The following is a 12,124-nucleotide window of genomic DNA, read 5'->3' on the forward strand; positions in this document are numbered from 1 at the left end:
GCCGAGCGAGCCGGGAGGGGACGGCGCGTGCGGTCACGCCACCCTGCCCCGCGCCGGACTACCCTGCACAGCGCCGTCTTCCCGCCGCGTGCTTCCGTGCCGCGACTCCGGACCGACCGGTTGCGTCACTTACCCGCGACCGCGCCGCGATGATTCACGGGCTCGGCTGTTGGAGTGGCGATCAAATCGACGCCGAGTGGCGTGCACCAATGCAGGACGGCTTTGCCGTCGCGATGGGTGGTGATCAGCCGGGCGTCGCGCAGAGTCCTGGCTTGCATCGATGCCGCGGGCACGGAGACGTGCAGAGTGCGCGCGAGTTCGGTCGTGGTGTGCGGCTTCGTCAGGACGCGCAAGGTGTCCGCGCGCGTGCTGCCCAGCAATGCCGCGAGAGGATCGCCGACCGTGTCGGCATCGTGCAAGGGAAGCGGCGTGACGGCCGGGTAGATGACCAGCGCCGGCCCTGCAGGCCGCGGCGCCACGAGAACCCGGCCGGTCCAGAACAGTGACGGCAGGAGCACCACGCCTTCGCCGCGCAACGTCACTTCCCTGTCGACGTCGGGCGAATCGATTTCCAGGCTCATGTCACGCCACCGCAACCCGGCGGACAGACTCGTGAAGGTGCGCTCGAGTCCTTGCCGGGCAAGGAAATGTGCGCGCCAGGCGGCTTCGGCGTAGAAGGCGGCCTGGAGCCGTGGCCACTCCGCGGCCAAAATGTGCCTGTGCGCTTCCCTTACGGCGTGCTCGAGGATGTGCCAGGCGTGACGATCCTGTGCGGCAAGCTGCCGAATCCAGGCGGTCCGCGGCCGGTCGACCGCACAGATCCGTCGCAATTCCGCCTCGACGACCGCTCGGTCGGTAGCGAGAACCTGAGACAAGCCATCGTCCAGCCCGGCACTCGGCGGGTCGAGGAACAGCGGTCCGATACCGGTCGGAGACAGCAATTGCAGTAGCGGCTCGGCCCGCACGGGCAGACCACGTGCCGTCCGTCTTCGCCAGCCACCGAAGACGTGGCGACTGTCGCGGCGCTGCAACGTCATCAGCGCAAGGACCAGTTCCATCAGCGGAGCCGGAGTGTCCGCCACGGTGACCTTCAGCAGGTCTTCTGCAGTAAAAAACACCTTCAGCACGTCATCCCCCCAGATGCGGCTCCGCCGCACGTTTCAGTTGTGGTTGAACACATGGCAGCACAGTCGAGAGTGCCAGACACTGGTCATGCGATCCACTGGATCAAGTTCCCAAGATGGGTTACTCCTCAACTGGGGCCATCGAATGATTTCTATTGCGTCTTCACGGCGACGCATTCACATCGGAAAAGACCGATCGAGAGGGATAATGATGAGAAAATCGCTACACCGCGCCTTGCTCACACTGCCTGCCGTGGTCGCGGCGACGCTGGTCAGCGTCAGCGGGACAGCCACGGCCACACCCGCAGAAACGCGAACCGAACCCGTTCAGACCATGGACTGCAGTCACCCACATTCGAACAAGGACAGCGGCTCGGGCCGGACGACAACGGTTCTGCGCTACCGGACCGGGCCGCACACCTCCTGCGAGCCACTGGGACAAGCAGGCAATAACACGCTGATCTACTACCACTGCTGGACTTCCGGTGAATCGGTCGGCGGCGTGAGTACCTGGACCTGGGGACGTGTCGCGGGCACACAGCGCGCAGGCTGGTTCTCCGACAAGTACCTCAGCAACGGCGGCTCCACGAAGAAGTGCTGAGCTGAGACCGTGGTGCCGAGCCCTCCACCCGGCACCACGGTCACCACCCGGCCCGGCAGGACTCGGTGCCACGCCGCACTGCGGCACGGCCGGAATCCGATTTCCCGGGACGCGACCTACCGACCGGCCAATGCCCCTTCGCGGCGGTGGGTCCACCTCGGGTGGACGCGCTACTCGGTCGCACCGTTCGGACTCCGGTTGGCGGTGCACCAGGCGGTGGAGTCCGCGTAGCGTCGTCGCCATGTCCAAGGGACAGAAGCCCGCTCTGAGCTTCTGGAGACTGATGGGCCGCGTGGCCGGGTTCCTGGTCGGGGCCGGCCTGATTGTCTTGGCCCTGCTGGCCGTGACAGGCAACATCACCATCGTGAACGGCGCGGGCGAGCCCATCACCAATATCTTCGTCCACATACTGTTCGGGCTGATCTACGGCGCCCTCGGGCTGACGGCCATAAGTGCCGCGTTCACAGGACTCCCAGAAGAGCCGCACAGCAACAGCGGGCACACCGACCGCGACAGGGGCTTCGACGGGGACGACGGCGACGTCGACTTCGACTGAAAGGTCCGCGGCACAGCCAGTAGCCGCTCGTTGGCCCGGCGCCCCACTGCCATCGCGTCAGGGCAGCGAAGAATTCGGAACTGGCTGTCGGCCACGATGCTCCGAAGATTCTTCTGCCAGGAGAAGACCGAGAGCGCGAGCCTTGTTGAGCACGGCCACACGGTCGTGTGAGCGAAGCTTCCGGTAGAGGTTCTCTTTGTGCTTGACGACGGTCTTCTCCGCGATGCGAAGCCTACTGCCGATAGCGCGAGCGGTCAGCCCTTCGTTCAGGAGCACGAGGACGGCCATTTCTCGCGAGGTGATCCCGTATTCCGACGGATCACCGAGCTGTGGGATGCCGAGCATCACTTTTTCGTGGGCCGATACCGTGTCGAGCAACGAACGGGCCAAGACAGCGTATTCGAGATCGCGATCGGTGAAGCCGTGACCGCCGCGGCTCATGATGACGCCCCGGATCTGCCCAGGGCCCGCGCTCAACGGCAACGCCAGCTGGCGGTCGATTCCGATCGCCGCTTTTCCGGCGTGATAGGCCTCGCTCTTCCACCAGCGGTCATCCGCCACCTCGTCGAGCACCAGCGGGGTCCGGTCCGCCGTGTGCGCGTAGTGCCGCAGCAAGGGGTGAGTTCGCATGTGGGCGTTGATCAGATCGTCCAGCGGCGCCTCGTACAACCAGTCGGGTTTGCCGGTCAGGGCATGACCGGTGCCGGACTTCCAGTCCAGGTCGATGAGGACGGCGAGATCCACCGGCAGGTCGGTGGTCAACCGCTCCATGAGCAGCGGCCAGACCCGCACAGGCCGCGGCTCGGTGAGGATGGCCATCGCCAGGTCGTGAAGGTGCCGGGCATCGCGGCCGGACAAGGCTGTCATTCATCCATCGTGCCTGATCGTTTTCCCACTCCTGGGCAATGCTGCTGATAGTCCACTAACGGAGCAGAAACCGGGGCGGCTACGGAGTTCTTCGTATTTGCCGTATCCACGCATGGCGCGAAGCTGGTGAGCGAAAGGGCGGATGATCGTCCGCCACCGTCCCGGCTCGGGAGGACACCCATGTTTCGGACCCGCCTATCGTTCATGCTTGGATCCGCATTGTTGCCCGGCTGGCACCACTGGGGCCTGGAGGGCGACTTTCCACGAACTCCCCTGACGATCGGAGCACCACTGCGTGGAACGATCACGAGAATCATCGCCCTCTTCGCCATACTCATCGCGTCTTCCCTGATCTTCGCGGCCCCGGCCACGGCCGGCCTCACACCGCGCGCGCAATTCTGGGAGACCGTCGGCTTTCTAGGCGACAAGCTCGACAAAGACGCTTTCGGCTCGGAACCGAACCTGCGCGAACTCGGCCGCGACTGCGTGCTCTTCCACTGCCCCGGCAACTGGGACAACGTGATCTCCGCACTGAGCACCACCGGGGGCGGCCAGGAAACGTCCTGGCTGGAGATCTTCGAGGACCCGGGCTTCGGCGGTCGCTGCCTGGTGATCTCGCCCGGACAGTCCGTCGGCGACCTTCGCCTGCTCCGACGGGGCCTTGAGAACACCAGCGAAGACTGGAACGACCGGATTTCGTCGTTCATCGTCTACCGGGGTACCGGTTCCCGGCCGGCGAGCAGATGCGTCGGGTTCCCGGCGTAGCGGACCATCTCGCGGTCAGCCAAACGCAAGTATCACCAGTCATCCTCGTCTTCGTCTTCCCTTTGGCGTCTCGTCCTGCGCGGTGCACGTCCCGAGGGCCCGAATTCTCTGCCGGCACCACCGAGGAACTCACCGGGCTTCACGGCTCGATTCCCCGTCGTTCGAGATCGGCCGCGATGCCGTCGAGGACACCCGCAAGGCCGGCGGAGAACAGGGTGTCGAGGTCCCAGGGGTCGGCGCCCGCGCGCATCGCGGGGGCGAGCCGCGGATACGCGCCGGGATCGAAGACCCGGCGGCGTTCATCGTCCCGGCCGTGCCCCGTCCGCGGCCTGACGCGTCCCGCCTGACGTTCCGCCTCCACGTCGCTGACGTAGGTCAGTGCCACACCTTGCACGTAGGACGCGAACGTGAACATGTACCGGAAGGCGTCGGCTGGTTCGAGACCGAGTCCGTCGAAGGCGGAAAAGGCGCTCTCACTGTCGGCCGCGAGTGCCGGGCTTGAATGGGTGCGGGTCGTCACAAGGACCTTCGACAGGATCCAGGGGTGGCGGTGGTAGAGCTCCCAATCGCGATAGGCGGCTCGCTCGAGGCCGTGCCGCCAGTCACGCGGCGACACATCGGGCAGCGGGACGTCGGTCAATGCGGCCTCCACCATCAAAGCCACCAGTTCGTCCTTGGACGCCACGTGCCGATACAGGGCCATGGTGCTCGCCCCGAGGTCCGTGGCGACCCGGCGCATCGACAGCGCGTCGAGCCCTTCAGCGTCCGCGACCGCGATCCCCGCCCGCACGATGCGCTCGATCGTGAGGTGTGGCGCGGTGCCGCCCTCCTCCGGGACGTCGACCGGCTCTTCCGTCCTCCGCGCCCGATAGGCCCGCGCCTGGCAGGCGCGGGAGCAGTAGCGCCGCGGGCGCCCTCGTTCCGCGGGCTCCAGCGCCCTTCCGCAGGACACGCAGGCCGACGACTCTGACATCACGCTCCCTTATCGTCACAACCTCGAAGGTTGTGACGATAAGGCTATCCCATCTCCGTCTCATCGCACTGAGCAGGGGTTTTTCGCGCGAGTAATTCATTTGCCGCCGCCCGTGCACGTATGTGTATCTTGTACGCGTTCATGCGTATTAAGTACGCACAGCGTGATGAAATTAGCTCGGGAGCGACGGAATGATCGAAGAAGCCAAGAGAGCCGGCACCAGGCAGTGGGCCGGACTGGCCGTCCTGGTCCTGCCCTGCGTGTTGGCGTCCATGGACCTGTCCGTCATGTTCGTCACGCTCCCCTCCTTGACCGCAGACCTCCAGCCGAGCAGCTCCGAGCTGCTGTGGATCATGGACGTCTACGGCTTCCTGCTTGCCGGCCTGATGATCACGATGGGCACCCTCGGGGACCGCATCGGACGACGGCGAGTACTCCTGACCGGCGCCGCGGCCTTTGGCCTCGCCTCGATCCTCTCCGCATACACATCCAGCCCCGAGGTCCTGATCGCGGCCCGCGCCCTCATGGGAATCGCCGGAGCCACGCTGGCCCCCTCCACCCTGTCCCTGATCCGGAACATGTTCCACGACGACCGGCAACGAGCCACCGCCGTCGGCGTCTGGACCGCCGGCTTCGCGGGTGGCGCCGTCGTCGGGCCCATCGTCGGCGGACTGCTGCTGGAGCACTTCTGGTGGGGCTCGGTCTTCCTGATCAACGTCCCCGTGATGATCCTGCTGCTGGTACTGGGGCCGTTGCTGCTGCCCGAGTACCGCGACCCCAAGCCTGGCCGTTTCGACCTGCTCGGCGCGCTGCTGTCCCTGGTCGCCATCCTCGCCGTGATCTACGGCGTCAAACTAGCGGCCGAGCACGGGTTCGGCTGGACCCCGGCGGTCAGCGTCCTCGCCGGCCTCACCGTGGGCGCGTTGTTCCTCCGCCGCCAGCGCACGACCGTGAACCCGATGATCGACCTCGCGCTCTTCCGCACCCGCCGGTTCACCGTGCCGCTGCTCATCAACGCCCTGAACACCTTCGCCATGATCGGCTTCTCACTGTTCAACTGGCAGTTCATGCAGCTCGTGCTCGACATGAGCCCCTTCGAGTCCGCTTTGTGGTCACTGCCCACATTCCTCGTGATGCCCGTCGGTATCGCCCTGGCCACCGCGATGGCGCACCGTATCGGCAAACCCACCGTGATGATCGCCGGACTTCTGGTGGCGACCGCCGGATACCTCGCGCTGTCCCTGATCCGAACCGGCTCGGGCATCGGCTACCTTGTCGGCGCCCTGACGGTGGTCTCCCTCGGCATCGGCGGCGTGGCCGCCGTCGTCACCGAGGTGATCTTGTCCGCCGCACCGCCGGAGCGGGCAGGCGCCGCCTCCGCACTCGCAGAGACCTCCGCCGAGTTCGGCGGCGCGCTGGGCATCGCGGTCCTGGGCAGCATCGGCACCGCCGTCTACCGCTCGCAAATGGCGTCCCAGGCCCCCGCCGGCCTCGACCCCACAGAACTGGCGGCGGCCAAGGAAACCTTGGGCGGAGCCGTCGACACCGCGCAAGCCCTTCCGCACCAGACCGCGGACGCACTGCGAGGCGTGGCCTTCGACGCCTTCACCCACGAGATGCGGATCGCCGCAGTGGTCAGCGTTCTCGTGACAGCCGGCGGAGCCATCCTGATCGCCACTATGCTCCGCGCCTCACGTGCCGCACAGCAACCACGACCAGACGACGAATCCACCACTATCGACAAGTGAGAGTTTTCGGCGGGGCAGGCCCGAACTACGGTGCGCGGGCCCTACCGCGCAGATATGAACCGACCGGCCGGGGTTTCCGACGGACGACACCGGCCCGGGGCAGATCAAGCCCTCGGTCAGGAGAACTCTCGATACGAACCGGGACAAGAATGCCAAGAACAGGCAGCCGATTCGCACCCAGGCTACGAAGAAGGGGAAATCGTTCACATTTCGGATGATTTCCGGCGGATTCTGGCGGCTGCGCGGTTCGATGTCCGCCGCGCAGCCGAGCGAACCGGGCACAGCCAGCGGGGTCGCGTTCGATGCGAATGTCGGCATGGGTTGATCTTCAGAGGGTTCACTCCCCAGCCAGGGCGTCGAGAATGAAGTGCTAGAGCGCCGATAGCGACACGGCTAAGCGGCCGTGGGCAACTCGGTCAGGAACCGAAGAGGGCGCGGAGTCCGCCCAGTGCGGTGAACCTGGCCCATAAGTCACTGGCGGGCGAGTGCAGGATCTGTCCGGTGATCAGCAGTTCGAGGAAGGCGCTGTGCAGGTCTGACCGGTCGTTGCGGCCGGCCTCCATCCGGGCCGTGATGATTCGGTAGCCACCTTCGCAAGGGGCGAAGACGGCGTCGTAGACGCACTGCCCGGCTCCGGCGCGATAGATGGACAGCCGGTCACCTTCGACCAACGCCATCCATTTGTCGTTCATGTCCTTCTCCTGCAGTCCCAGCCTGATCCGCTCCCATTCCGAATTGGTCCACAACCGTTGCGGAGCGGGCAGCTCGCGGGGGTTGGCGATGGGCAGCAAAGCGTGGTTGAACGAGGCTCGGGTCACGGGATGAGACACGCGGTGACCGTACTTCGGTGACACCGCAGCGCCCTCACCCCTTCATGAGGCCGGCAGCTCGTACGGTTGCCGGGGTCGCAGAACCTGGCGCGGACGGCTGGGCGAAGCGGTCGGTGGCGGCGATGATCGCGGTGGTCATGCTGGCGCCGTTGTGACCGGTGTCGTCGAGAACGACGAGTTCGCTTCCGGGCCAGGCCTGGTGCAGTGACCAAGCGATCCCGAGCGGGCTGCTGGCGTCGTAGCGCCCGTGGATCAGCACGGCGGGAATCCCGTGGAGCCGCTCGATGTCGCGCAGCAGTTGCCCTTCGTCGAGAAAGCAGCCATTGGACCAGTAGTGGGTGACGAGGCGGGCGAAGGTCAGCTGAAAGGCCGGGTCGGCGATCGACAGGAACGGGGTGGCGTCGGGGGCCAGCGAGATGTGCGTGTCCTCCCATTCGCACCACCTGTGTGCGGCCTCGGCTCGGACCTCGGGGTCGGGGTCGTGGAGCAACCGGCTGTAGGCGGCCGACAGGTCGCCGTCGCGTTCGGAGGCGGGCACACCGTCGCGGAATCGTTCCCACTCGCGCGGGAAAACGCGGCCCATGTCGCGGGTGATCCAGTCGGTGTCGCGCCGGTCCCCCTTGGTGACGGCGGCGAGCACCAGTTCGGTCACCTGCCCGGGATGCGCCTGGGCGTAGGCGAGAGCGAGTGTCACACCCCATGAGCGACCCCACACCAGCCAGCGGGTGATGCCCAGGTGGCTCCGCAGTGCCTCGATGTCCTCGACGAGATGCTGTGTGGTGTTGGCCGACAGGTCGACGACCGGGTCGGCGGCCGAGGGGATGCTGCGCCCGGAATTGCGCTGGTCGAACAGGACCACGCGGTAGCGGTCCGGGTCGAAAAGGCTCCGCATCCCAGGAAAGCTCCCCGTGCCGGGACCACCGTGCAGCACGATGACCGGCTTGCCGCCGGGGTTGCCCGACACCTCCCAGTACAGCGAATGGCCGTCGCCGACATCCACCATGCCTGACTCGTACGGCTCGATCGGCGGGTAACGCGCGTCGTCGGATGTATTCGCCATCCACCCATGATCTCGCACGCGGGTGCTCAACGAGAGGCAAGGGGCGAAGTCGTACCCCCACCATTTTCGACCAGTTCGGCCGAGCCATCGCCTGGACCACCGGCCGCTACGCCGTCAATGCCCTGAAGCCTGGAAGCCGATAGCCGCGGCACTGGGTCCCTGGCCTTTCCGGTGCGGCCGTCGACCGTTGTAATGCCGGACGTGCTCGGCGAGCCCAGGAGGCAGGGCCTCTCTCAAGGTCGGGTAATCACACGACGGCCCTCGGTCTGTCTTTCGGGCGGCTGAGGCCGTCCGAAAGAACAAGACTGCAGTTTCCGGAAATCTCCAGGCACTCTCGGAAGCATCGAACACTGAGTGGCGGGGAGACGAGCGGCTTGACCGGCAGTGAGATCGACATCGAACAACAGCACCTGGACACCTGCTACGCCTGGCTGGACACGCTGCGCGAAGAGGCGGCGGCCCGTTTGACCGCAGTGCCGGACACAGACCACGACACGGTGAAGTTCTGGCGGACGGAACTATCCCGATTGGACTTCGCCGAGGAGGGGCTGTACTTCGGTCGGCTGGACTTGCAGGACGGCCCTCGCGTCCACATCGGCAGGATCGGTTTGTTCCGAGACGGCAAGGACGAGCCGTTCCTGGTCGATTGGCGCGCGCCGGCCGCCCGGCCGTTCTACACCGCGACCACCACCGCCCCGCACGGCGTCCGCAGGCGACGCCACATCACCACCCGGGGACGGGCGGTCACGGCGCTCGACGACGAATTGCTCGATCTGGACAGCGCGAGCGACGACACCCTGATCGGCGAGGCCGCGCTCTTGGCATCGCTGGTCGCCGATCGGACCGGCCGGATGCGCGACATCGTCACCACCCTGCAGGCCGAGCAGGACCGGATCATCCGCGACGACCATCCCGGCGTGCTCGTGGTGCAGGGCGGCCCGGGCACCGGCAAGACCGCGGTCGCCCTGCACCGGCTCGCCTATCTGCTCTACGCCCGGCCACACCTGCGCTCGCGCGGTGTCCTGGTCGTCGGCCCCAGCCGGATCTTCCTGGACTACATCGGGCAGGTCCTTCCCGGTCTCGGCGAGCACACCGTCGTGACCACCACGATCGCCGACCTGGTGCCGAACGTCCTGATCAGCCGCGAGGACTCGCCCGAGACGGCCGAGGCGAAAGGACGCGAAGAGATGGCCGAGCGGATAACCGCCGCGGCGCGCTCGCGGGTACGGACGCCCGAAACGCCGGTCGAGATCGAGTTCGAAGACCAGGTGCTCCGGCTCGACCCGGACAGCTGCCGGCGCGCTGTCGCCGCCGCCAGGGAGACCGGGCTTCCGCACAACCAGGCCAGGTTGGTCTTCCACCGGGAAATCGTGGACGAACTCGCACAGATCATGATCGATCTGATGGAGCGGCTGCTGCTCACCGAATCCGGTGAAGCCCTCGACGGCGGCAACCTCGACGGAAGCCTGAGCGAAGCCGACCTTCGAGCACTGGCGGCCGCGGGCGTCGTGATCGGAACCGACGAGCTCGACGGCCCCAGAAGCCTGCTCGACCAGACCGACACCGCCCGCCTGCGCGACGCACTTCAGGCCGACGCCTCCGTGCAGGACACGCTCGAACTCCTTTGGCCGCGGCTCACCCCGGAAGACTTGGTCGCCGAACTGGCCGGCACGTCGTCCGAAGGGTGGAGCATCGCGGACATCCCCTTGCTGGACGAGGCCGCCGCCGTCCTCGGTGAGCACAGCGGGGAAACCTTCGGGCACGTGGTCGTCGACGAGGCACAGGAACTGTCCGCGATGGCCTGGCGGATGCTGTCGCGCCGGTGTCCTTCCAAGTCGATGACCGTGGTCGGTGACCTCGCCCAGACCGGGACACCGGCGGGAGCGACGTCCTGGGACGACGTGCTCCGGCCGCACTCCGGCGATCGCCGGCGCCTGGCACTGCTCACCGTCAACTACCGGACTCCGGCCGAGATCATGGCCGCCACCACCGACCTCCTCGAAGCCCACCATCCCGGGCTGCGGCCACCCCGATCGATCCGCTCCTGCGACCAGCCGCCGTGGCGAATCCGGACCACGCCCACCGATCTTCCCGAGGTGATCTCCGCACTCGCCGAAGCGCACAACAACGGACAACTCGCGATCATCAGCCCGCCGGCCCAGCTGGAACGGCTCGCGAAAGCCCTGTCCGTCGCGACGCCGCCCGACCTCACCGAGAAAATCGTCGTCCTCACACCCAGCCAGGCCAAAGGACTCGAGTTCGACTCGGTGATCGTCGCCGATCCCGCGGAAATCCTCGCCGAACCCTTGGGACACAACGACCTCTACGTCGCCATGACCCGAGCCACCCAACGGCTCGGCATCGTGCATCCAGGCGCGATACCGGCCGAACTGGCGGGCCTACAGGAACTGTCGGTGCCCGAGTTGAGCGAATTGCGCGGTTGACCCCGCTGACCGACTGGACGAATCGAGGTCACGCCCCCCGGAGCACTGCCCAGCAAGCGGCAGTTTTGGCGCGCGGGGGTCACAACCGCGCCGCATTCTGTGACACTTTGACGGGCTGTGTCCCGCAGTGACAGCGTGAGAAGGGAATCTGCAGTGTCCGGAATGCTCAACAGACGCAAGGCGCTCGCTCTCGGTGGTGGTGCCGCGCTCGGCATCATGGCCGCCGGTGCCGGCACGGCTTCCGCCGCGACGGGATGGATCCGGCTGCCGATCGTCACCGCCAACATCGGCCGCGACAACCTCGGGGCGCGCGATGCCGCGATCGACGCCGTCCGCAACTGTGACCCCCTGGTGCGGCCTCTGGTCGGCTGGCAGGAGATCAACGAAGGCGACACCGGTGAGCCCGCGATGATCGACCACTACTTCGGGCCCCTGTACAACAACGCGTTCCTGCGGCACAACTCGTCGTTCCGGGTCCCGATCTCGATCCCGCAGCCGTGGGAGGTGGCGAGCGCGAAGACCACGTACGTGCACGGCGGCATCACCGGGGTGACCCCGCCGCGCTGGATCAACGAGGTCGTGGTGCGTCACCAGAGCCATCCGACGCTCCAGTTCGCGCTGATCAACTCGCATTACATCGCGAACGCGTACAACGGCGACCAGCGCACCGACCTGCGCGACGAGTGGAACGAGCACAAGAGAATCCACGCCAGTCGCGTGCTCGCGCACCACAACGTCGGGCGCCTGGTCTTCTGGACCGCGGATACCAACAACCCGAACTACTACAGGGCCACCGGTCTGGACACGGAGCGCCGGTGCTTCGGCACCGGGATCGACCGCATCAACTGGCTGGCAGGCAACGGCGTCGTCCAGGAGCAGTTCATCGACACCAAGACCGTGGATATGCGCGTGGACGGGCATGACGCCCGGGTCGCCGTCTTCCAGGTCCGCCTGGCCTGACGGCACGCACGGGCCGGGCGCCGCACCGCCCGGCCCGTGCCAAACCCCGAGAAACACACTGTCGGAAAGCCATCGTCCCGAACAGGCTCACGAACCGCCGTCCGGAAAAACGGTGCGTCATTTTCTTTCACTATTCCAGGGGGCTGTCCGCGTGCTCCTGGCTCAATACCATAAAAGGTCGCCGACATTTCCCCGA

The 12,124-nt window shown here is 66.6% G+C and carries 11 protein-coding genes; 6 read left to right on the plus strand and 5 right to left on the minus strand.

What is annotated here, in order from left to right; all coding sequences use genetic code 11:
* Positions 1-125: 125 nt before the first annotated feature.
* A complete protein-coding gene (locus DMH03_RS40925) occupies positions 126-1,127 on the minus strand; it encodes a DUF5937 family protein (protein WP_125797366.1) in 1,002 nt (333 codons plus the stop codon).
* A 250-nt stretch (positions 1,128-1,377) separates the two neighbouring features.
* Between DMH03_RS40925 and DMH03_RS40930 the strand changes: the two genes are divergently transcribed.
* Together DMH03_RS40930 and DMH03_RS40935 are read left to right on the plus strand one after the other, a co-directional pair.
* Positions 1,378-1,725, plus strand: coding sequence for a hypothetical protein (locus DMH03_RS40930; protein WP_125797367.1), 348 nt, complete (start codon positions 1,378-1,380; stop codon positions 1,723-1,725).
* Between the two features lie 241 nt (positions 1,726-1,966).
* Positions 1,967-2,281 carry a hypothetical protein gene (locus DMH03_RS40935; RefSeq protein WP_125797368.1) on the plus strand — a complete coding sequence of 105 codons (315 nt, stop codon included), beginning with the start codon at positions 1,967-1,969 and terminating at the stop codon, positions 2,279-2,281.
* Positions 2,282-2,338: 57 nt separating this feature from the next.
* Here DMH03_RS40935 and DMH03_RS40940 read toward each other — a convergent pair whose 3' ends face one another.
* Entirely contained in the window at positions 2,339-3,100 is a 762-nt protein-coding gene (locus DMH03_RS40940) for a LuxR C-terminal-related transcriptional regulator (protein WP_158633170.1), read from the minus strand.
* A 228-nt stretch (positions 3,101-3,328) separates the two neighbouring features.
* Here DMH03_RS40940 and DMH03_RS40945 point away from each other — a divergent pair, with 228 nt between their 5' ends.
* Positions 3,329-3,913 carry a hypothetical protein gene (locus DMH03_RS40945; RefSeq protein WP_125797370.1) on the plus strand — a complete coding sequence of 195 codons (585 nt, stop codon included), beginning with the start codon at positions 3,329-3,331 and terminating at the stop codon, positions 3,911-3,913.
* Between the two features lie 139 nt (positions 3,914-4,052).
* Here the strand turns inward: DMH03_RS40945 and DMH03_RS40950 are convergent, their stop codons facing one another.
* Complete coding sequence (locus DMH03_RS40950; protein ID WP_125797371.1) at positions 4,053-4,886, minus strand: TetR/AcrR family transcriptional regulator; 834 nt, start codon at positions 4,884-4,886, stop codon at positions 4,053-4,055.
* A gap of 191 nt (positions 4,887-5,077) precedes the next feature.
* Here DMH03_RS40950 and DMH03_RS40955 point away from each other — a divergent pair, with 191 nt between their 5' ends.
* Positions 5,078-6,634 carry an MFS transporter gene (locus tag DMH03_RS40955; protein ID WP_125797372.1) on the plus strand — a complete coding sequence of 519 codons (1,557 nt, stop codon included), beginning with the start codon at positions 5,078-5,080 and terminating at the stop codon, positions 6,632-6,634.
* Between the two features lie 416 nt (positions 6,635-7,050).
* Here DMH03_RS40955 and DMH03_RS40960 read toward each other — a convergent pair whose 3' ends face one another.
* Positions 7,051-7,464 (minus strand): hypothetical protein, encoded by a 414-nt coding sequence (locus DMH03_RS40960; RefSeq protein ID WP_125797373.1) that lies wholly within the window; start codon positions 7,462-7,464, stop codon positions 7,051-7,053.
* 34 nt (positions 7,465-7,498) lie between these two features.
* On the minus strand, positions 7,499-8,524 hold the full coding sequence (gene pip, locus DMH03_RS40965) for a prolyl aminopeptidase (protein WP_125797374.1): 1,026 nt from the start codon (positions 8,522-8,524) through the stop codon (positions 7,499-7,501).
* A gap of 374 nt (positions 8,525-8,898) precedes the next feature.
* On the opposite strand from pip, the gene DMH03_RS40970 reads away from it, so the two are divergent.
* A complete protein-coding gene (locus DMH03_RS40970; protein ID WP_125797375.1) occupies positions 8,899-10,968 on the plus strand; it encodes an ATP-binding domain-containing protein in 2,070 nt (689 codons plus the stop codon).
* Positions 10,969-11,130: 162 nt separating this feature from the next.
* A complete protein-coding gene (locus DMH03_RS40975) occupies positions 11,131-11,928 on the plus strand; it encodes a hypothetical protein (RefSeq protein WP_233611906.1) in 798 nt (265 codons plus the stop codon).
* Positions 11,929-12,124 lie beyond the last annotated feature (196 nt).

The organism is Amycolatopsis sp. WAC 01376 (assembly GCF_003947415.1).
GTDB lineage: Bacteria > Actinomycetota > Actinomycetes > Mycobacteriales > Pseudonocardiaceae > Amycolatopsis.